19 protein-coding genes and 4 tRNA genes are annotated in these 18,891 nt (G+C 59.9%); 14 read left to right on the top strand and 9 right to left on the bottom strand.

Going from position 1 to position 18,891, the window contains the following annotated elements; all coding sequences use genetic code 11:
- Nucleotides 1-48: 48 nt before the first annotated feature.
- The 8 genes from ABH909_RS22475 to ABH909_RS22440 all read left to right on the top strand — a co-directional run bounded on the left by ABH909_RS22475 (nucleotide 49) and on the right by ABH909_RS22440 (nucleotide 3,612).
- Nucleotides 49-124 (top strand) — tRNA-Ala (locus ABH909_RS22475).
- 79 nt (nucleotides 125-203) lie between these two features.
- Nucleotides 204-279 (top strand) — tRNA-Glu (locus ABH909_RS22470).
- Between the two features lie 53 nt (nucleotides 280-332).
- Nucleotides 333-408: transfer RNA gene (locus ABH909_RS22465), tRNA-Ala, on the top strand.
- Between the two features lie 80 nt (nucleotides 409-488).
- A tRNA-Glu gene (locus ABH909_RS22460) sits at nucleotides 489-564 on the top strand.
- 184 nt (nucleotides 565-748) lie between these two features.
- Complete coding sequence (locus ABH909_RS22455; RefSeq protein ID WP_429437232.1) at nucleotides 749-1,288, top strand: TetR/AcrR family transcriptional regulator; 540 nt, start codon at nucleotides 749-751, stop codon at nucleotides 1,286-1,288.
- 30 nt (nucleotides 1,289-1,318) lie between these two features.
- Nucleotides 1,319-2,152, top strand: coding sequence for an alpha/beta fold hydrolase (locus tag ABH909_RS22450; RefSeq protein ID WP_429437229.1), 834 nt, complete (start codon nucleotides 1,319-1,321; stop codon nucleotides 2,150-2,152).
- A 48-nt stretch (nucleotides 2,153-2,200) separates the two neighbouring features.
- Entirely contained in the window at nucleotides 2,201-2,653 is a 453-nt protein-coding gene (locus ABH909_RS22445; RefSeq protein ID WP_429437226.1) for an acyl-CoA thioesterase, read from the top strand.
- A gap of 32 nt (nucleotides 2,654-2,685) precedes the next feature.
- Complete coding sequence (locus ABH909_RS22440; protein ID WP_429437224.1) at nucleotides 2,686-3,612, top strand: 1-aminocyclopropane-1-carboxylate deaminase/D-cysteine desulfhydrase; 927 nt, start codon at nucleotides 2,686-2,688, stop codon at nucleotides 3,610-3,612.
- Nucleotides 3,613-3,761: 149 nt separating this feature from the next.
- On the opposite strand, the gene phnX is transcribed toward ABH909_RS22440, so the two are convergent.
- A complete protein-coding gene (phnX, locus tag ABH909_RS22435; RefSeq protein WP_429437221.1) occupies nucleotides 3,762-4,586 on the bottom strand; it encodes a phosphonoacetaldehyde hydrolase in 825 nt (274 codons plus the stop codon).
- A 150-nt stretch (nucleotides 4,587-4,736) separates the two neighbouring features.
- Nucleotides 4,737-5,846, bottom strand: coding sequence for a 2-aminoethylphosphonate--pyruvate transaminase (locus ABH909_RS22430; protein ID WP_429437218.1), 1,110 nt, complete (start codon nucleotides 5,844-5,846; stop codon nucleotides 4,737-4,739).
- A 113-nt stretch (nucleotides 5,847-5,959) separates the two neighbouring features.
- Here ABH909_RS22430 and ABH909_RS22425 point away from each other — a divergent pair, with 113 nt between their 5' ends.
- A complete protein-coding gene (locus ABH909_RS22425; protein WP_429437215.1) occupies nucleotides 5,960-6,823 on the top strand; it encodes a LysR substrate-binding domain-containing protein in 864 nt (287 codons plus the stop codon).
- A gap of 156 nt (nucleotides 6,824-6,979) precedes the next feature.
- Here ABH909_RS22425 and ABH909_RS22420 read toward each other — a convergent pair whose 3' ends face one another.
- The gene (locus ABH909_RS22420; protein ID WP_429437212.1) at nucleotides 6,980-8,404 is read right to left on the bottom strand and encodes a type VI secretion system Vgr family protein; all 1,425 of its coding nucleotides are present in this window, start codon (nucleotides 8,402-8,404) and stop codon (nucleotides 6,980-6,982) included.
- Between the two features lie 231 nt (nucleotides 8,405-8,635).
- Here ABH909_RS22420 and ABH909_RS22415 point away from each other — a divergent pair, with 231 nt between their 5' ends.
- Entirely contained in the window at nucleotides 8,636-9,340 is a 705-nt protein-coding gene (locus ABH909_RS22415) for a YebC/PmpR family DNA-binding transcriptional regulator (RefSeq protein ID WP_007903391.1), read from the top strand.
- A 154-nt stretch (nucleotides 9,341-9,494) separates the two neighbouring features.
- Here ABH909_RS22415 and ABH909_RS22410 read toward each other — a convergent pair whose 3' ends face one another.
- From ABH909_RS22410 to ABH909_RS22400, 3 genes are all read right to left on the bottom strand, one after another.
- A complete protein-coding gene (locus tag ABH909_RS22410; protein ID WP_429437210.1) occupies nucleotides 9,495-10,799 on the bottom strand; it encodes a protein kinase in 1,305 nt (434 codons plus the stop codon).
- A gap of 268 nt (nucleotides 10,800-11,067) precedes the next feature.
- Nucleotides 11,068-11,820 (bottom strand): anti-sigma factor family protein, encoded by a 753-nt coding sequence (locus tag ABH909_RS22405; RefSeq protein ID WP_429437207.1) that lies wholly within the window; start codon nucleotides 11,818-11,820, stop codon nucleotides 11,068-11,070.
- Nucleotides 11,817-12,323 carry a sigma-70 family RNA polymerase sigma factor gene (locus tag ABH909_RS22400; RefSeq protein ID WP_429440063.1) on the bottom strand — a complete coding sequence of 169 codons (507 nt, stop codon included), beginning with the start codon at nucleotides 12,321-12,323 and terminating at the stop codon, nucleotides 11,817-11,819. The genes ABH909_RS22405 and ABH909_RS22400 overlap by 4 nt, the downstream gene beginning before the upstream one ends.
- A 164-nt stretch (nucleotides 12,324-12,487) precedes the next feature.
- Here ABH909_RS22400 and ABH909_RS22395 point away from each other — a divergent pair, with 164 nt between their 5' ends.
- The gene (locus ABH909_RS22395) at nucleotides 12,488-13,582 is read left to right on the top strand and encodes a catalase family peroxidase (protein WP_429437205.1); all 1,095 of its coding nucleotides are present in this window, start codon (nucleotides 12,488-12,490) and stop codon (nucleotides 13,580-13,582) included.
- Nucleotides 13,579-14,124 carry a cytochrome b gene (locus tag ABH909_RS22390; protein ID WP_429437202.1) on the top strand — a complete coding sequence of 182 codons (546 nt, stop codon included), beginning with the start codon at nucleotides 13,579-13,581 and terminating at the stop codon, nucleotides 14,122-14,124. Before ABH909_RS22395 ends, ABH909_RS22390 begins: the two co-directional genes overlap by 4 nt.
- A gap of 136 nt (nucleotides 14,125-14,260) precedes the next feature.
- Here ABH909_RS22390 and ABH909_RS22385 read toward each other — a convergent pair whose 3' ends face one another.
- Entirely contained in the window at nucleotides 14,261-15,460 is a 1,200-nt protein-coding gene (locus ABH909_RS22385) for an MFS transporter (RefSeq protein ID WP_429437200.1), read from the bottom strand.
- 97 nt (nucleotides 15,461-15,557) lie between these two features.
- On the opposite strand from ABH909_RS22385, the gene ABH909_RS22380 reads away from it, so the two are divergent.
- Nucleotides 15,558-16,004: a winged helix-turn-helix transcriptional regulator gene (locus ABH909_RS22380; RefSeq protein WP_429425732.1), complete on the top strand. Its 447-nt coding sequence runs from the start codon at nucleotides 15,558-15,560 to the stop codon at nucleotides 16,002-16,004.
- Nucleotides 16,005-16,102: 98 nt separating this feature from the next.
- On the opposite strand, the gene ABH909_RS22375 is transcribed toward ABH909_RS22380, so the two are convergent.
- Both ABH909_RS22375 and ABH909_RS22370 read right to left on the bottom strand, forming a co-directional pair.
- The gene (locus ABH909_RS22375) at nucleotides 16,103-17,254 is read right to left on the bottom strand and encodes a M14 family metallopeptidase (RefSeq protein ID WP_429437197.1); all 1,152 of its coding nucleotides are present in this window, start codon (nucleotides 17,252-17,254) and stop codon (nucleotides 16,103-16,105) included.
- A gap of 489 nt (nucleotides 17,255-17,743) precedes the next feature.
- Nucleotides 17,744-18,076 (bottom strand): DUF6124 family protein, encoded by a 333-nt coding sequence (locus ABH909_RS22370; protein WP_429437195.1) that lies wholly within the window; start codon nucleotides 18,074-18,076, stop codon nucleotides 17,744-17,746.
- 129 nt (nucleotides 18,077-18,205) lie between these two features.
- Between ABH909_RS22370 and ABH909_RS22365 the strand changes: the two genes are divergently transcribed.
- Nucleotides 18,206-18,871 (top strand): LexA family protein, encoded by a 666-nt coding sequence (locus ABH909_RS22365; RefSeq protein WP_429437193.1) that lies wholly within the window; start codon nucleotides 18,206-18,208, stop codon nucleotides 18,869-18,871.
- The last annotated feature ends 20 nt before the right edge of the window (nucleotides 18,872-18,891 follow it).

The following is an 18,891-nucleotide window of genomic DNA, read 5'->3' as shown; positions in this document are numbered from 1 at the left end:
GACAGCCTTCCGAAGCGCCATTAAGATTCGCCCCGTCCTCAGCGATGAGGGGCTATAGCTCAGCTGGGAGAGCGCTTGCATGGCATGCAAGAGGTCGACGGTTCGATCCCGTCTAGCTCCACCAATTTACACTTCAAGGTCTGGCCACACCGGCCTTGAATCGATCAGCTCTCAGCACTGATCAGTTGTATAGAAGGGTTTGTGTCCCCTTCGTCTAGTGGCCTAGGACACCGCCCTTTCACGGCGGTAACAGGGGTTCGAGTCCCCTAGGGGACGCCAGTTTTACAGAAGCGATGTTGCGAGATGTCGCTCCGCCGCGAGGCGAAAAATCTGGGGCTATAGCTCAGCTGGGAGAGCGCTTGCATGGCATGCAAGAGGTCGACGGTTCGATCCCGTCTAGCTCCACCAATTTTACAGTTCAAGGTCTGGCCACACCGGCCTTGAATCGATCAGCTCTCAGCACTGATCAGTTGTATAGAAGGGTTTGTGTCCCCTTCGTCTAGTGGCCTAGGACACCGCCCTTTCACGGCGGTAACAGGGGTTCGAGTCCCCTAGGGGACGCCACGATTACCCGCTCTGCGGGATTTTTAAGGGTCATTCAATTATTGAATGGCCCTTTTGTTTGTCTGGCGTTTGGCCAATTCTCCGTTTTCCTCAAAAAACTGTTCTTCAGACCAGCGGTCATATCCACGACTTGCGGAAAATTATTATGAGAATAATATTCTAGTCGTAATATTCGGAGGCAACGATGAACGATAAAAAAGCTCAAACCCGCGAACGCATCCTCAAGGCTGCCAGTGCAGCGCTGATTCAGCGCGGCCCGGCCGAGCCGAGCGTGGGCGAAGTGATGGGCGCGGCCGGCCTGACGGTCGGCGGCTTCTACGCACACTTCGAAAGCAAGGACGCGTTGATGCTGGAAGCATTCAAGCAGCTACTCAGCCATCGTCGTGGCTTGATCGCCGACATGGATGCCGAGTTGACCGGCGAAGAGCGGCGTGCGTTGGTTGCAGCGTTCTACCTGTCGCGCAAACACCGTGATTCCATCGAACAGGCATGTCCGATTCCGGCATCGGTCGGCGAGTTGGGCCGTCTGCCGGACGAATTTCGTGTGGCATTGAATGAGCATATCGAGTTGATGGTCGCGCAGTTGGCGGCCAGCCCGGAAGAGGCCGACAAAGCCTTGGCCGACATGGCCTTGATGGTCGGTGGTTTGGCTCTGGCACGGGCGCTGGGGCCAGGAGAGTTGTCCGATCGATTACTGCGCGCCGCCAAGTCGGCGGTGCTATGACCTGAAGGCGCCAGCCTGAGGAGATGGGCGATGAACACGTTGAGCTGGGTTCGTGGCGTTAATGGCACCTTGGGCTGGGTCGCGCCGCAGCTGGTGGCGAGCAAGATGCGTCTGGCATTCATGACCCCACGGCAATTGCTGCCGCGTGACTGGGAGTTGCCGCTGCTGGCGAAATCCGAACGGATCACCTTGCGTTTCGGCCTCTCGGCGCTGCGTTGGGGGCAAGGGCCGGCGGTGTTGTTGATGCACGGCTGGGAGGGCCGGCCGACACAGTTTGCCGCGCTGATCACCGTGCTGGTCGATGCCGGTTACACCGTGGTGGCCCTGGACGGTCCGGCTCACGGTCGCTCGCCAGGCCGCGAGGCTAATGTGGTGCTGTTCGCTCGGGCGATGCTCGAGGCGGCCGCTGAATTGCCGCCGCTGCAAGCGGTGATCGGTCACTCCATGGGCGGCGCCAGTGCCATGCTCGCGGTTCAGTTGGGCTTGCGCACCGAAACCCTGGTGTCGATCGCCGCCCCGGCGCGAATTCTCGGGGTACTGCGTGGGTTCGCACGCTATGTGCGCCTGCCACCCAAAGCGCGCTCGGCGTTTATTCGTCAGGTCGAGAAAGATGTCGGCATGCGCGCCGCTGCATTGGATGTTGCGCGCTATCAGCTCGACATGCCGGGGCTGATCGTCCATGCCGAGGACGACAACTTTGTTCCAGTCAAGGAATCCCAATTGATCCACGAAGCCTGGTTCGACAGTCGTCTGTTGCGCCTGGAAGAGGGTGGTCATCAACGGGTGTTGGCTGACCCGCGGGTGATCGATGGCGTTCTTTCGTTGCTGGCCGGTCGTAGCCTGCAATCGCGCCAATCGGCCTGAGCTTCCGTTACACTGCCCCGGTCGAAATTATCTGACCGGGAGTGGGGCATGGGCTGGGATCGGGCAACGCCATTTATCATTGATCTGGAAGTGGGCGCCGAGGACATCGACGGGTTGGGCCATGCGAACAACGCGGTGTACGTGACCTGGCTCGAGCGTTGCGCCTGGCGCCATTCGCAACGGCTTGGGCTGGATCTGGTCGAGTACCGGCGGCTGGACCGGGCAATGGCGGTGGTACGCCACGAGATCGATTACCTGGCGGCGGCCTATGAGGGCGACGAGCTGCAACTGGCAACCTGGATCGTCGATTGGGATCAGCGCCTGAAAATGACCCGCCACTTCCAGCTCAAGCGCCCCAGCGACAACACCACGGTGCTGCGGGCGCAGACCACTTTCGTGTGCATCGAACTGTCTACCGGCAAGCCCAAGCGCATGCCGGCGGAATTCATAGAGGGTTACGGCCAGGCGTTGCAAACACAAAATCTGGATATAACCCCCTAATGTGGGCTCCTTCTGAGAACAATCAGGCGTCAATGCTTTCTCTTCCTGGCAACTGGCTACCCCAAGCCCCCCTCGAGCCCCTTCATCTCGACTGGCTCACCACTGCCGGCATCGACGTCGCGATCCTACGTCTGGACCAGATCGACCCGCTGATCAGCGGCAACAAGTGGTTCAAACTCATCGAACACCTCAACGCCGCTGACCAGCATGGCGCCCAAGGCATCATTAGCCTGGGCGGTGCCCATTCCAACCATCTCCATGCATTGGCCGCAGCGGGTAAACGCTTCGGTTTCAGCACCGTCGGACTGCTGCGTGGGCATCCGCAAGACACTCCGACGGTAAAGGACTTGCAGGCATTCGGCATGCACTTGCACTGGTTGGGTTATGGCGGTTATCGCGCACGACATGAACCGGGCTTCTGGCAGCCATGGCGTGAGCAATACCCTGAGCTGCATCCAGTGCCGGAAGGTGGCGGCGGCTTGCCTGGGGCGAAGGGCTGCTGGCGGCTGAAGACGATGGCCTGCGAGCAACTGAGTGCTTTGGGCTGGAGCCATTACGACGGTTGGTGGCTGGCCTGCGGAACGGGCACCACTCTGGCCGGCCTGGTTCTGGCCGAGGCGGGCGAATATCCGGTGTACGGCGCGCTGGCGGTGCCTGATGATCATGGCGTGGCACAGCAGGTCGAGATGATTGTGCAGGAAGCCGGACTGATCGATCCCGCCTATGAACTGCTGGACGCCAGCCGTGGCGGTTTTGCCAAAGTCGATCCGCCGTTGCTTGCGTTCGTCGAGCAGACCGAACAGGCCAGCGGCATTCCTCTCGAGCCGCTGTACACCGGCAAAGGGTTGCTGGCGCTCAAGCAGCAAGTCGAGGCGGGTAAATTTGCCCGGGGAACGCGCCTGATCTTCGTCCACACCGGTGGCTTGCAGGGCCGCCGGGGGTTGAGTTCACGAAACTGAGGCATCCTGCATTTGTGGCGAGCGACGAAAATCCTGTGGGAGCGTGGCTTGCCCGCGAAGAACGATGACGCGTAATACCTGCAAAAACGCGGTGCTTTCTTCGCGGGTTCACCACGCTCCCACAGGTTATGCGTCTTGAGGTGCCGGCATCATGTTTGCGGCATCTCCCCCTTGGCCAGGCGCTTGTTGATGTCGGCGATGACTTCGGGCAAGTCGGTGATGGTGTCGATCATGTAGTGCGGCCGCGAGCCTTCGAACATGGCGTGAATGCGCTTGCGTTCGCTGGCCAGTTTATCGCTGCTCAGGGCGCGATAGCCTTCGTAGTCCAGCCCCAGCGCGTTGCCGGAGCAAATCAACGCCACGGTCCACATACCGGCGCGGCGACCTTCGAGAATGCCCGGCACTGTGTCGTCGATCTTCACGCAGGCCGCGACGTCGTCGATGCCCAGGGCGATCACGTTGGCCAGTGCCTGAGCCGGCCAAGGGCGACCGTTGGGCACTTCGTCGGTAGCGACCACGTGATCGGCGACGTAACCGTTGATGGCAGCCAGTTCAACGACTTTGTCCATGACCTGTTTCGGGTAGCCAGAGCACGAACCGATCTTGATCCCTTGTTGGCGCAGGTTGGCGATGGTGTCCAGGGCGCCCGGAATCAGAGCCGAATGTTCGGCGATTTTTTCGATCTGCAACGGCATGAAGCGCTTGTAGATGGCGGTGACGTCATCGTCGGTCGGGGTGCGACCGAACACGTTGTGGTAGCGCTCGGCGACTGGCGGCTGATTGCACAAGGTACGAATGTGGTCCCACTTGCCCATGCCCATCGGCCCACGGGCTTCTTCGATGGAAACCTGGACGTCGAACTCGGCGAAGGCTTCGACAAAAATCTGCGTCGGGGCGAAAGAGCCGAAGTCGACCACGGTGCCGGCCCAGTCGAGGATGGCGGCTTGGAGTTTGGTTGGGTTGGTGTAGTTCACGGTGAGCAAATCCTGTGGTAACTGGCTAAGAGGGGAGCTGCTTTTGGTGGGAGCGGGCTTGCTCGCGAAGGCGGTGTGTCAGTCGACATCAAAGTTGAATGTCAGTCCGCTTTCGCGAGCAAGCCCGCTCCCACAGGGGATTGAGGTGAATCAGATGTCGAGTATTTCCATCTCGCGCAGCACTTCGGCCACCGCCGCCACCGCCGCATGCATTTCGGCCTGGTTGACGTGGCCGATGCAGCCAACGCGGAAGGTTTCGACTTGGGTCAGTTTGCCGGGGTAGAGGATGAAACCCTTGGCCTTGACCCGTTCGTAGAATTCCTTGAACTGATAGCGCGGGTCTTTCGGCGCGTGGAAGGTGACGATGATCGGCGCCTGGATCGCGGCGGGCAAAAAGCTGCGCAGCCCCAGTTTGGCCATGTCATCGAGCAGCACCTGGCAGTTATTGGCATAGCGCCGATGCCGTGCGGGCAAGCCGCCTTCTTCGTTGTATTGCAGCAGGGCTTCGTGCAGCGCCGCGACCACGTGGGTCGGCGGGGTGAAGCGCCATTGGCCGGTTTTGGCCATGTAGGTGTGCTGGTCGAACAAGTCCATCGCCAGTGAGTGCGAATTGCCGGCGGCGCTGGCCAGTGTTTCTTTGCGCGCGAAAACGAAGCCCATCCCCGGAACACCTTCCAGGCATTTGCCTGAGGCTGCGATCAGTGCATCGAAGGGCACATCCTGGGCGTCGATTGGCAGGGCGCCAAACGAGCTCATGGCGTCGATGATCAGGCGTTTGCCGTGTTGCTCGATGACGTGGGCGATGTGCGCCAGCGGGTTGAGAATGCCGGTGCTGGTTTCGCAGTGAATCAGCGCAACGTGAGTGATGCTGGCATCGGCGCGCAGCAGATGGTCGACGTCGGCGGCGGTGGTTGGTTCGTCTTCGGCGGTTTCGAAGGTGCTGAACGAACGGCCGAGCACTTCGCAGATTTTCGCCAGGCGTTTGCCGTAGGCGCCGTTGATCAGCACCAGAACTTTACCGTCCCGAGGCACCAGTGTGCCGATGGCCGCCTCGACCGCGAACGTGCCGCTGCCTTGCAACGGCACGCAGTGATGGCTGTCGGCGCCGTTGATGATCGCCAGCAACTGTTCGCAGAGGCTGGCGGTCAATTGGTTGAAGCGGTCATCCCATGAACCCCAGTCGACCATCATTGCATGACGGGTGCGGCTCGATGTGCTCAATGGGCCGGGGGTGAGCAGGATGGGCTCGGCAGTACTCATTCTTGTGTTCTCGCAAAAGCTCAGTGGGATGAAGCTACGGGGCATAAATTGCAATTCGGTGAGCTATCAATCAAATTGTTTGTTGTTATGCCAGCCATCAGTGAGGGTTATCCATGAATCTGTTTCAGCTGCGTGCCTTCGACGCTGTGGCTCGGGAAGGCAGCTTCACCCGCGCCGCCGAGCGCCTGTTTATCAGCCAGCCGGCGGTCACCGGGCACATCAAGGCGCTGGAGGAGCACTACCAGATCATTTTGTTGCGACGTACCGCGCGGCGCGTCGAGCTGACAGAAGAGGGCAGCAAACTGGCGGCAATCACCCGGGCGATGTTTGGGCTGGCCGAAGAGGCGCAGGTGATGCTGGAAGCCAACCGGCAGTTACTGACCGGGCGCCTGGAAGTGGCGGCAGACGGGCCGCATAGGGTCATGCCGATGCTCGCCAGTTTGCGTGCACGTTATCCGGGGATCACCGTGAACCTGCGGTTGGGTAATGCCCAGGAAACCTTGGCGGCGTTGTTGTCGGAGCATGCCGACGTGGCGGTGCTGACCGAAGTCGAGCCACGCAAGGGGCTGCACCTGCAAGCGTTAAGCGAGTCGAGGATTTGTGCGTTGGTGCCCGCGGGTCATCCGTGGGCGCAGCAGTCGAAAGGGGTGCCGCTCAAGGATCTGGACCAGGTGATCATGGTCTTGCGTGAACCGGGTTCGATTACCCGACGCACGTTCGACGAGGCGTGCGCTCAGGCCAAGGTCAATCCACGGGTGTTGCTGGAACTGGACAGTCGCGAGGCGGTGACCGAAGCCGTGGCCGCCGAATTGGGCGTGGGGGTGGTGTCGTCGGTGGAAGTCAGCCATGACCCGCGGGTGGCGGCGGTGCCGATTATCGGCGAGGGCCTGGTCAATCGGCACATGATCGGGTGCATGGAGCGGCGGCGGGATTTGCGGTTGATCCAGGCGTTTTTTGGGTTGGCGCCTGGCAAATAGACCGAGGCGCGGCTATCGCGGGCAAGCCACGCTCCCATAGGGTTTATGCTGGCCGCAAATCTTGTGTAGGACAAAAAACCTGTGGGAGTGTGGCTTGCCCGCGAAGAGGCCGAACTGCCTACACCAGACTCCCGGTGCGCCGACAAGGGTTGAAACTCAAGGTGCGAGATCCGGGCGGTTGACCAGCCAATCGAGCAGCAGGCGGCCGTCACGGCGTGGCTCGGGAGCGGGTCGGGGAGGCTTCGGATGACCCATGCCGGCACACAGTACCGGCCGGTCCGGATCGCTATCGAGAAAACTGATCAGCACGTCGGTGCCGGCCATGGGTAACCTCGACGAATCGATCCGACCATCTGGTGCTGCGAGGGCGATCGGTAGCCAGAGACCGACGGATTCATCCGCCTCGAACGCCGGCGTCGGCCATAGCCTGACCTGTATCCGGCCTTGATCATCGAGTGCCGCCGGTTGCCCGGCGGGGCCGAGCACTCGGGCGGTCTGATAGCCCGGGATACTCGGCTTGACCTGTTCAAGCGTCGGCCTGAAGACCGTTGACCAGGGAATGGCCGTGAACTGATTGCTGTAGTGCCGACCCCTATCGGGCTGATCATGGGCGAGAATCGATGGCTGCTGGCCCTGGTGCCGGATATCGGTGAGCAACCACTGATCGTTGAAACTCGAGAGCGGATGCTGCGCCACTTGCAGGATCCGTCCACTGCGCAGTTCCTTCTGGTTGCTGTGGCCGTGGATCTGCCGTTGCGGGCAACGCAGGCGTTCCAGCCGTCGACGGCTGAGCTGCTCGTGATGAAGCTGCGCAGGTGCAGGGCGTGCCGTGACCGGGCCCGTTCTGGCGAGCGTGTGATTAGCCGCTCCCTCGCCGACCATCGGCGCGCCGCGGTTCCTGGCTTCCCATTGTGCCAGGGCGGGAGGCGGCTCATGGCGCTGGAACAGTTCGCTGATTACCGGTGACACGGCGTCGTTGAATGGGGCGTCCTGGAACGGCATCAGCAGTGGCTCCTGGGGGAAACTCAAGCTGTCATCGGCCAGCACAAGCACGTGTCCGTCGGGCTGATGTTCGAAGTGATAGTGGATGCCTTCTTCTTCACACAGGCGCTGCAGAAAGGCCAGATCGCTCTCATCGTATTGAATGCAAAAAGGCCGGGGCGGGTAGCAGCCGTTTACCAGTTCGAAACGGTAACTGCGCTCGGGCAATTGATGCTCGACCAGCAATTGACGCAGGATCGTGGGCACGCTGAGACGATGAAACACCCGACGCAAACGGTGTCGATCCAAGTGTTGCAGGTGGGGCGTCAGCACCAGGGAGTAGCCAACCCGGTGCGGGCCGCGATGTTCGCGACTGACGCTGTGGATCACGCCGTGAATGCCCTGATCATCCGCCAGCCGCAAAAACGCCGGTTGTTGCAGCCATTGGTCAAGGTGCGTCGCGGGTGCGAGGCCGATTACCTCAATGTCGAACCGGTAGGGCCGATTGAGACCTTCATGGCCGCTGAACTGCAACACCTGCAAACTCAAACCACCGTCGAGCAGTGTCAGGGTAAAGGGGCTTTCCTTGTCGTTGTGCATCGAACGCGCTTCTGCCAGAGAGGATGGGCGCAGAGGGTACGAAACCACAGCCCTGAAGCGTCACCGCAAATCGACTTTTCAGAATCGCCCTACAAACACTGGTGAAGATGTCGATGCGTGACGGGGTGAAGATCTTGGAATTTTTGGTCGATTGGCGTCTTTAGGCCGTATAAACTTGCGCAACGCGTCGGCCAATAGATGTCTCGGCGCCACAGATCAAGAGAGTGAGTAATGGGCGCACAGTGGAAGGTTAAACACAAAGAAGCGGCAGCCAACGCCAAAGGCAAGATCTTCGGCAAACTGGTGAAAGAGATCACCATCGCTGCCCGCAACGGTGCCGATACCACCACCAACGCACACCTGCGTCTGGTGGTCGAACAGGCGAAAAAAGCTTCGATGCCCCGCGAAACCCTGGAACGCGCGATCAAGAAAGGCTCCGGCCAGCTCGGCGAAACCGTGCAATACCATCGCGTGACGTATGAAGGGTTCGCACCGCATCAGGTGCCGCTGATCGTTGAATGCGTGACTGACAACATCAACCGCACCGTCGCTGAAATCCGCGTCGCGTTCCGTAAGGGCCAGTTGGGCGCTTCCGGTTCGGTGGCCTGGGACTTCAACCACGTCGGCATGATCGAGGCGTCCCCGGACAGCCCTGACGCCGACCCGGAAATGGCTGCGATCGAAGCCGGTGCCCAGGATTTCGAGCCAGGTGAAGACGGCGCGACGCTGTTCCTGACCGAACCTGCGGACCTGGATGCGGTACAGAAAGCGCTGCCGGAGCAGGGTTTCACCGTGTTGTCGGCCAAGTTGGGCTACCAGCCGAAGAACCCGGTCAGTGGTTTGAGCGATGAGCAGATGGCAGAAGTCGAAGCCTTCCTCGAAGGCCTCGATAACCACGATGACGTGCAGGACATGTTTGTCGGGTTGGCGGGTTAAACGGTCCCGACAGTTTGTGGTCTGACTTGTGGCGAGGGGGCTTGCCTGTGGCGAGGGAGCTTGCTCCCGTTCGGTTGCGCAGCAGCCGTCGCTTTGGGGTCGCTTCGCAACCCAACGGGAGCAAGCTCCCTCGCCACAGGTTTTGTATTTGCCGCTAGTTTAATTCAGCCAGTTCCCGCACAACCTCACTGAACCCCGGCCGCGTCAGCACATCCGGCTGACAGCAGCACTGCTGTAGATCCTCTAACGCGACCCGCTGTTCATCACTCAACCCCGAGTCGATCCGCGCCAGCAATTCCCCCAGCAGCATCCCAAACGCCCGCACCTCGATCCGTTGCAGTGCACGGCTTTCAAGGCTGTCCGAAGTGGCATGGAAAGACGCCGCGCCAAAGTCGCCCAACAGGCAATCACCGTGCTCATTCCACAGGATGTTGTGAGCATAGAGGTCGCCGTGGGTGATGCCTTGGCGGTGCAAATGTTCAGCCGCTGAAGCAATGCCACTGGCGATGCGCAATGCCACGCCAGCGCTGAACCGGGTGTGGTCGGCGTAGACGTCGCGGGTGCAGGACGCCAGGCTCGGCAGCCGGGCCAGGTTGCGATAGCTCGGATCGATCAACTGCATCACCAGCCCGGCCGCTTGCTGCGGGTGATCGACAATTCGGCCCTTGACCCGGATCAGGTTGGGGTGGATGCCGGCGGTGATGCAGGCGTTCATTTCGTGCAGCGGCGAGCCATCGCTGGTCATTTCGCCTTTGTAGAGTTTTACCGCAACCGGTTTTGTCTGCTCCCACAACGCCTGATGAATAACCCCCGACGCGCCTTCGCCGAGTTTTTTCTCCAGGTTCAGTTGGGACCAGGGAATGCTCGCCGTGGCTTCAAGCGCAGCCGCGTCGGCTTCGGTTTCCAGCGGGTTACCGGCGTACGCCAGCCAAGTCAGGCTTGGCAGGGTCAGCAGCCACTCGGGAAGCTCGGTGAGCTGATTGGCGGCGATGCGGATCAGTTCGAGTCGATGGCATTGGCTCAGGCTTTCGGGCAAACGCTGTAACCGGTTGCCAGCGAGCATGAGCTTTTGCAAATGCGGGCGTTCACCCAGTTCGGTCGGCAAATCAGTGAGGCGGTTGTCAGTCAGGATCAGCCAGCGCAACAGCGGCGGCAGGGCGGCGCCCGGCACGTTTTCGATGGCGTTGGCCTTGAAGCCGACCATCGTCAGTGCCGTGCATTGGCCGACGCACGCGGGCAGTTCGGTGAACTGGTTGTCCGAGCAGAACAGCACGCGCAAACGGGTCAGGCGGTGCAGGTCGTCCGGCAAGCTGCGCAAGGCGTTGCCGCTGAGGTTGAGCACTTCCAGCGAGTCCGCCAGGTCGAAGATTTCCCGGGGGAACTCGGTCAGGCCGCAGGACAGATCCAGGCGGGTGATGCCCGACAGTTGGCCGGCGCGCAGTTGGGCGAGGGTATCCATGGGCAGATTCGCTATTGATCAGGAGGAGGGCGTGGGGGCCTGGAAATGGGCGACATGATAGCGGGAAAGTCGGGCTTGGCCTCATCGATCGCGATCGCAGTCGTCAGATACTGCTTCATCTCCTCGACCTGACCGCGGGTCTTGTCGGTGGTTGGCACGGACCCAATGTGGGAGCCTGCCCGCGATGGCGGTGTATCAGTCGACATTAAATGTTGAATGTCGCGGCCTCATCGCGAGCAGGCTCGCTCCCATAGGGGAAGGGTGATGATCAGAACTGCGCAGTTTGCTTGAGCATCTGCGCCGTCGGCGTGTCACTCGGGCTGACCATCGCGTAGTTGTACCCCGCCCCTGACCAGTACTCGGCCTGCAGTTCGCCATCGCTGCGGCTCCCCCGAGGCAGGAGGAAGTTTTTCGGCCCGGGTGGACGGACGTAGAAGCTGACTTTATGGCCGCCCTGATCCTCATAAACCACCATCGCCGCCGGCCCTTGTTCGGTGCTGAGCAGCCGTCCGCTGACGGGTGTGTATCCGGAAGCGGTCAGGTTCGGCAGGCGTTGGGCCTGGCTGAAATAGCGATCGAGCCAGCCCTGCATATCGCCTTCATCGCTGACCTCGTAATCCGCCGGCAGCATGCCTTGTTGGGCAATCAGCCGGTAGGCCTGCATGGCATCGGTCATTGGTAGCGGGGCGCTGGCCAGGGTCATTTGTCGCGCCTGCCAACCGCCCAGGCCGCCGACGCTGACTGCGATCAACAGCATCGCGGCGTTGGCCAGATGACGGCGCGACTGGCGTTTGGCTCGCAGGCGAATCATTGCCGGGTCGAGTTGCGGGTTGGCCGGTTGCTGCAAGGCGCCGCTCAGGGCTGCGCGCAGTTGTTGGGCATCGTATTGCCAGGCGCGAACTTGCGCCGCCATATCGGCATTGCTGGCCAGATAAATCTCCACCCGATGGTGGTCGGCATCGCTGAGTTGGTGATCGACGTAGGCGTGCAGGTCACGCTCGCTGGGAGGCATGCTGATCATTTGAGTCTCCGCAGAGAAGGGGGGGCGATTTCGCCGTCGCTGAGTTGACGCAAGGCCTGGCGTGCGCGGGACAGACGCGACATCACGGTGCCAGTGGGGACGTCGAGGATCTCGGCGACATCCTTGTAACTCAAGCCTTCCACCGAGACCCAGAGCAGCAGTGCGCGCTGTTCAGTGCTGAGCTGATCGAAGGCTTGCAGGGTCGATTGGGCGATCACCGTGCGTTCTGCCGAAGGTTGCGCATCATCACGTCCGGTAAAAAATTCGAGCATGCGCGCATAACGCCGGGAGCGGCGATGAGCGTCGAGAAACTGCCGATAAAGGATCGAGAACAGCCAGGCACGCAAGTCGCCGTCGGGACGTTTGTCGCCCCACCTCGACAGCGCGCGCTCAAGGCAGGCCTGCACCAGATCGTCGGCGCTGCTGGGGTTGCGCGTCAGCGATACGGCGAAACGCCGCAGCCTGGGAATGACTTCCCTGAGTTGTTCGTCGATATCATTCATGAAGTTCTGGCCAGTCACTACGCTGTGGTGAGTGTTCAGGAAGACGCCCGGCATTCGAGGTTATTCCACGCCTGGAAAAATAAACACCGGGCGATGGAATAAACCTTGGCGCGGTTCGTCTGCCTGATTCTTCTCACTTGTGGCCGATGGCCCTGGAGTCATTCATGGTAGATCGCTCATCACCGCCAACGGGGCCTGACCGGCCACCGCTGAGTGCCGCGAGCCTGACGTTGCGCCTGACCGGCATTGCCGTGGTAGTCGCAACGCTGGCCGGGGCTTTTGCCTACGTCAACGGCACACTCGACCCACAACGCCTGACGCCAAAAGACTTGGTCAATGTGCTGGAGAAAAACAACGGCGTACACCCCGGATTCCGTCGCAATCACGCCAAAGGCGTGTGCGTGATCGGGCATTTCGAGAGCAGCAATCAGGCGCGCGAATATTCCAGCGCCCAAGTGTTCAGCGAAGCGCGGACCCCGGTGGTCGGGCGTTTCGCGCTGCCTGCCGGCAATCCTTACGCGCCGGACAACAGCGTGCCGATCCGCAGCCTGGCGCTACGTTTTACCCAGGCTAACGGTCAGCAGTGGCGCACCGGGATGAACAGCATGCCGGTGTTCCCGGTGGGCACGCCCGAGGCGTTTTATCAGTTGCAACAAGCACAATCACCGGATCCGTCTACCGGCAAACCAAACCCAGCGGCTGTGCCAGCGTTTTTTGCGGCGCACCCCGAAGCCGTGCCGTTTCTGACTTGGGTCAAGACCGCCAAACCGTCGGCCAGTTACGCGACGGAAACCTATAACAGCGTCAACGCGTTTTACCTGGTGAACGCGGCCGGTCAGCGACAAGCGGTGCGTTGGAGCATGACGCCAGTGGCTCAGGACGCGGCCGGTGCAACGGCCGCCGAGGGCAGTGATTTCCTGGAGAAAGATTTGGTGCAGCGCTTGTCCGCCGGACCGCTGCGTTGGCAGTTGAACATAACCTTGGCGAATCCAGGGGACCCGACTAACGATGCGAGCAAAGCCTGGCCCGACGGCCGAAAAGTGCTGAACGCTGGCACGCTGGTGCTCGAAAGCACTCAGCCGCAACTCAATGGCGAATGCCGTGACATCAACTACGACCCACTGGTATTGCCCAGCGGTATCGAAGGCTCCGACGACCCGCTGCTCGCCGCTCGCTCAGCAGGTTACGCCCGCTCCTATCTGCGCCGCGCCAGCGAAGTGAAGCAGTTACCCAACGCCAACCAGGAGTCTCAACAATGAGCGCCCAACCGACTCATTTCGCGCCTTTGGCGCGGCTGCTGCACTGGCTGATGGCGCTGATGATCCTCTCGATGCTGTTTATCGGCGCGGGCATGGCAGCCTCGGTGTCCGAGCGCCATCAGTGGCTGATCAATCTGCACAAACCTTTGGGCGTTGCGATTCTGTTACTGGTGATCGTGCGCCTGGCCGTGCGTTTTTCGACCCGCCAACCATCGCTGCCGGCAGACCTGCCAGCCTGGCAAGCGTTCGCGGCCAAGGCTTCGCATGCGCTGCTGTATGCCTTGATGCTGATTTTGCCGCTACTGGGCTGGGCAATGATTTCGGCCGCTGGCGATCCGGTGATGCTCAGTAGTTCGTTGCAGTTGCCGTCGATTCTGCCAGCGAATGCGCAAGTGTTTGCGTTCCTGCGCAAGTCGCATGGGTATCTGGCGTATCTGCTGTTTCTGACCGTGTTGTTGCACCTGGCGGCGGCGTTGTTTCACGGGTGGGTGCGTCGGGATGATGTGCTGAACAGCATGCTGCGGGGTAAGGATCGCGGGTGATCCCAACAGCTGCAGCCAAATTCTGCGGATGTGCACGGTCAACGTAGGAGCTGCCGAAGGCTGCGATCTTTTGATCTTGAAAATTGAAGGTGATCCCCAAGATCAAAAGATCGCAGCCTGCGGCAGCTCCTACGCGTCAGCGTGAAGTTGCTTCCACAGGTTGGTTCTTCGTGGCCAACGTCATCCACCAATAAATCAGCGCCACCGCATTGATGCCCGCACCCAGCCAACACACCCCGATCCATCCCGCCCAGGCGTACATCGCCGTCGAACCGATGGAACCCAAGGCGCTGCCGATCGAATAGAACAGCATGTAGCCGGCGGTGAGTCGGCTTTGCGCTTCGGGGCGCACGCTGTAGATCATGCTCTGGCTGGTGACATGAACGGCCTGTAAACCCAGATCCAGCGTAATCACCCCAAGCAGCAGCGCCCATAGCGAGGATTGGGTGAGTGCGATGGGCAGCCATGAGGCGAGCATCAGCAGCAACGACAGTCCACTGGTCCATTGGCCAAAACCGCGATCGGACAGATGCCCGGCACGGGCAGCGGCTAGCGCACCGGCGGCTCCGGCCAGGCCGAACAGTCCGATTTCGGTATGGGAAAGTGAAAGCGGCGGGGCACTCAGCGGCAGCACCAAGGGTGTCCACAGCACCATGGCACTGGCGAAGGTCAGCAGGGCGAGCAGGGCCCGTTGACGCAATACCGGTTCTTCCTTGAACAACCTGAATACCGAGCCAATCAACTCAGCGTAAGTGCTATTGGGTCGCGCATCTTCGTGCTTGGGCAGCACACGAAACAACAGCAGCGCCATCATCAGGGTCAACCCGGCGGACAACAGATAAATCGAACGCCAACCGGCCAGGTCGGCCATGCCGCCCGCCACCGTTCGTGCCAACAAAATGCCGACGACAATGCCGCTGGTGATCACGCCCACCACACGTCCACGTTGCGCCGGGATGGCCAGCGTCGCGGCGTAGGCCACCAGGACTTGCGTCACGACTGCCAGTAACCCGGTCAGCGCCATGCCGAGCAGTAGCCAGATGCTGTTCGAAGCAAATCCGATCATCAACAAGGCCAGTGCCGACAGCAGGGTTTGCACGACGATCAACCGGCGGTGGTTGAGCAGATCCCCTAGCGGAACCAGCAACAACAGACCCACGCCATAACCGATCTGGGTAAGGGTGACGACGATACCGATGGTTGCCGGGTCCATCGCGAAGGCTTCGGCCATGGCATCGAGCAGCGGTTGTGCGTAATACACATTACCGACGGCCAGGCCGCAGGCAACGGCAAACAGCAGCACCACTGCGCCGCTTAACGGGTAGTCAGGTTTCATCACGGGCTTCCTTTAGTGGTTTCAAAATAAAACCAGTTGTACGGTAGGGAGTCTGGTTTTATATTGCAACCACATTTGTTTGCAGGCGGACGCGGTCATGGTTAAACGTACAAGCATGGAAGGCGCCGAATGCCCGGTCGCCCGTTCACTGGACGCGATTGGTGATTGGTGGTCGTTATTGATCGTGCGCGATGCGTTCGATGGCTTGCGGCGATTCGGTGAGTTCCAGCGCAATCTGGGCATGGCCAAAAACATTCTCTCGGCACGCCTGCGCACGTTGGTGGCTCACGGGATTTTCGATCTGGTACCAGCGTCGGACGGCAGCGCGTATCAGGAATATGTGCTGACGGAGAAAGGCAAGGGGCTGTTCCCGTTGATCATCGGATTGCGGCAGTGGGGCGAGGCGTTTTTCTTTGAGGCGGGGGAGGCGCATTCGCGGGTTGTGGATCGTGAGAATGGTCGACCGGTGCGGCCGCTGGAGTTGCGTGCCGAGGATGGGCGTTTGTTGGGGCCGGAGGATTGTGTGCGGATTGTGGCTGAGTAAAAGATCAAAAGAATAAAGATCGCAACCTTCGCCAGCTCCAGGCGTACACAAAACCCTGTAGGAGCTGGCGAAGCCTGCGATCTTTTGGTCTTAAATAATCAACGCAGGGTATCGACCATGTCGGCGATGGTCGTCAGCACGTCCTTGCCCAATTGCTTGGAGCGTTTGCCGGACCAGCCGGTCAGCGGGTTCGGTGCGTCGTTGTGGTCTTTGAAGGGCATTTCCAAGGTCAGCGACAGGCAGTCGAACTTCTGACCGACGCTGTTGCAGGCCAAAGTCATGTTGGCTTTGCCCGGCTCGTCGCGGGTATAGCCGTGTTTGGTCTGGAAGTCCTTGGTCTGATGTTTCAGATGGCTGCGGAAATGCTCTTCGAGTTTTTCGATGCGCGGCGTATAGGCCGGGTTGCCTTCGCAACCGGCGGTGAACACGTAGGGGATTTCTTCGTCGCCGTGGATGTCCAGGAACAGGTCGACGCCGTATTTTTCCATTTGCTGCTGAACGAACAGCACTTCCGGGGTGGTGTCCTGGCTGGCGCTCTGCCAGGCGCGGTTCAGGTCCTGGCCCATGGCATTGGTACGCAAATGGCCGTGGAAAGCGCCGTCCGGGTTCATGTTCGGCACCAGGTACAGGTCGGCCCTGGCCAGGAGTTTTTTCAGCACCGGGTCGTCGTGTTTTTCGAGGCGTTCGATTACACCCTCCATGAACCATTCGGCCATGTGTTCGCCGGGGTGTTGCTGGGCGATGATCCAGACCTTGCGCTGACCTTCGGCCCCCGTCCCTTTGCGCAACAACTGGATGTCACGACCTTCAACGCTTTTGCCGGTGGCCAACAGTTCGGTGCCGGCTTTGGTCAATGCCTGTTCGATCAGCCAATCATGACGGCCACGGCTGTAAGGTTCGAAATAGGCGAACCAGGCATGGGTGGCAGTGGCTTCGAGACTGAAACGCAGGCAGTCGCCTTCAAAAATGGTCGGCACCCGGAACCAGTTGACGTGGTCATAGGACGCCACCGCCTGATAGCCATCCCAGGCTTTGTTGTACGAGGATTTACTGGCGTTGTTCAGGCGAAACCAATGCTCTTCACCGACGTGCAGACCGCTGGCCTTGAAGTGAAACCACTGGAAGTGCTGGCTGCGAGTGTCTGGCTTGATTGCTAACAGCGCTTGCAGAGGATTGCTGATGTCCAGCACTTCGATGTTGCCACTGTCGAAGTTCGCGCTGATGTCGAAAGAGGATCTAGCCACGGCCATAATCAATTCCTGAATATGATTTTTATGGCTGCTACTTTACACGCAAGGGAGCGAGAAACCGGGGGAAATTGCGAGGTGAAAAGGGGGGGCGTCCTCCTTGACGCCGATGCAGCTTAGAGACTGTGCAAGTGATTCTCAAGTGCTATTTTGCATTAGTTTGGCCCAATGCTGCCGGGCTTCTCTTGCCAACAGACATTCTTTTGATATCATCCGCGCCAATCGAATTTGCAGCACCCACAGACTTCATTAGCCTGAAGCCATAAGCCAGAAAACTGGCAAAAAAAGACCCGGCAAAAAGCCGGGTCAAAAACCGTGATTAGCCTGATGAGGAGATAGTCCAGGAGACCGACCTAAGGTCCCTGGTCCATCGACTGATCTCGCGACCAGCTGCATGCAATAATAATCATTATCATTTGCAAGTCAAATGTTTTTATCTGCGTGATTGGAAAATTCTTTCCTTCCTCCTCCAGCGTATTCGTCTCGGTCCTGCTATGCCCCTTCCAGGGATCGGTCGACCATCGCCTTGGCCATGTCGATCATGTGCACCGTCGAAAACGCCAGATCCCGGCTTGCGCCCTGCAGCTGGTTGGCTGATTCATGCGCGGTGGCGGCGGCACATCGCAACAGATCCGAAGCATGGACCAATGCCTCTTCGCTGCTGATGTTACGGTTCACATCGAAGAAACGTTCTTCGCCGGCCTCTTCTGACACAGCTGGTTTCAAGTAATAGTCCAGTGCCCGCTGCGCGGCAGCCGAGCCTTTTGGCGAGTTGAGTGTGGTGTCGAATTGCATGTCGGGCAGGGTAATGCTGGGGATGGTCATGACGATGGCAAGCTCCGTGATAGATTCAAATCCGTGAGCCCAGCTTAGTACGTACTGTATTTGTGTCTTGAATTTAAATACTACAATTTGTGTTTTGTTGGTCGGAGTCCCCCACGTATCGTGCCGCACATGGATAAATGGATTGAATTGGTCAAGGCCAAAATGAGTGAACTCAAAGTCACTCAAGAAATACTCGCCGAGCGCATCGGAATGTCCCAGGGCGGCGTCGGCCATTGGCTGAATAAACGTCGTCAGCCCCGCATCCAAGAGATGAACCGTGTCTTGCAGGCCCTGGGGATGGACTATCTGGAAGTCGCGATGGTGATCCGGGAACCGCAGGTCTCACAGGATGAGGAGATCTCTCTGACGCAAAAGTACAACCCGTACTTTCGCTACCCAGTCAGTGACTGGCGGGATACCGGGGAGGTGCGCGATGGAGAACTATCGACTTACGGCGCCTCATCGACTGTCAGCAAGCCGCGCTTCGAGTTGTCCGATTACCATGCCCAGGGCGCAGCGTTCTGGTTGGTGGTGGTTGGCGATGCGATGACCGCACCCACGGGGGTGAGCATTGCCGCGGACATGTTGATTCTGGTGGACCCGGCCATCGTGCCCGAGCCTGGCAAACTGGTGATCGCCCAATGGCCCGGCAGCACCGAGGCGGTTTTTCGCAAGCTGATCGAAGAGGGCGGGCAGCGTTACCTGGTCCCGCTCAATCCGACCTATCCGAAAGCCCTTTTCACCGAGGAATGCCGAATTATCGGCGTAGTGGTTCAGGCGACGGCCAAATTCTAATCAGATCGGTCCTCGCAACG

Source organism: Pseudomonas sp. BS3782 TE3695 (genome assembly GCF_050435305.1).
Classification (GTDB): domain Bacteria; phylum Pseudomonadota; class Gammaproteobacteria; order Pseudomonadales; family Pseudomonadaceae; genus Aquipseudomonas.
The sequence above is the reverse complement of the archived record's forward strand: the minus strand, read 5'-3'. Positions and strand labels throughout refer to the sequence as shown.

Excerpts from the sequence above, each read along its gene's own strand:
- ABH909_RS22415 (WP_007903391.1), top strand. The coding sequence starts at position 8,636 with ATGGGCGCACAGTGGAAGGTTAAACACAAAGAAGCGGCAGCCAACGCC.
- ABH909_RS22405 (WP_429437207.1), bottom strand. The coding sequence starts at position 11,820 with ATGATCAGCATGCCTCCCAGCGAGCGTGACCTGCACGCCTACGTCGAT.
- ABH909_RS22455 (WP_429437232.1), top strand. The coding sequence starts at position 749 with ATGAACGATAAAAAAGCTCAAACCCGCGAACGCATCCTCAAGGCTGCC.
- ABH909_RS22425 (WP_429437215.1), top strand. The coding sequence starts at position 5,960 with ATGAATCTGTTTCAGCTGCGTGCCTTCGACGCTGTGGCTCGGGAAGGC.
- ABH909_RS22375 (WP_429437197.1), bottom strand. The coding sequence starts at position 17,254 with ATGGCCGTGGCTAGATCCTCTTTCGACATCAGCGCGAACTTCGACAGT.
- ABH909_RS22450 (WP_429437229.1), top strand. The coding sequence starts at position 1,319 with ATGAACACGTTGAGCTGGGTTCGTGGCGTTAATGGCACCTTGGGCTGG.
- ABH909_RS22370 (WP_429437195.1), bottom strand. The coding sequence starts at position 18,076 with ATGACCATCCCCAGCATTACCCTGCCCGACATGCAATTCGACACCACA.
- ABH909_RS22390 (WP_429437202.1), top strand. The coding sequence starts at position 13,579 with ATGAGCGCCCAACCGACTCATTTCGCGCCTTTGGCGCGGCTGCTGCAC.
- ABH909_RS22400 (WP_429440063.1), bottom strand. The coding sequence starts at position 12,323 with ATGAATGATATCGACGAACAACTCAGGGAAGTCATTCCCAGGCTGCGG.
- ABH909_RS22430 (WP_429437218.1), bottom strand. The coding sequence starts at position 5,846 with ATGAGTACTGCCGAGCCCATCCTGCTCACCCCCGGCCCATTGAGCACA.
- ABH909_RS22385 (WP_429437200.1), bottom strand. The coding sequence starts at position 15,460 with ATGAAACCTGACTACCCGTTAAGCGGCGCAGTGGTGCTGCTGTTTGCC.
- ABH909_RS22445 (WP_429437226.1), top strand. The coding sequence starts at position 2,201 with ATGGGCTGGGATCGGGCAACGCCATTTATCATTGATCTGGAAGTGGGC.
- ABH909_RS22395 (WP_429437205.1), top strand. The coding sequence starts at position 12,488 with ATGGTAGATCGCTCATCACCGCCAACGGGGCCTGACCGGCCACCGCTG.
- ABH909_RS22440 (WP_429437224.1), top strand. The coding sequence starts at position 2,686 with ATGCTTTCTCTTCCTGGCAACTGGCTACCCCAAGCCCCCCTCGAGCCC.
- ABH909_RS22420 (WP_429437212.1), bottom strand. The coding sequence starts at position 8,404 with ATGCACAACGACAAGGAAAGCCCCTTTACCCTGACACTGCTCGACGGT.
- ABH909_RS22365 (WP_429437193.1), top strand. The coding sequence starts at position 18,206 with ATGGATAAATGGATTGAATTGGTCAAGGCCAAAATGAGTGAACTCAAA.
- ABH909_RS22380 (WP_429425732.1), top strand. The coding sequence starts at position 15,558 with ATGGTTAAACGTACAAGCATGGAAGGCGCCGAATGCCCGGTCGCCCGT.
- ABH909_RS22410 (WP_429437210.1), bottom strand. The coding sequence starts at position 10,799 with ATGGATACCCTCGCCCAACTGCGCGCCGGCCAACTGTCGGGCATCACC.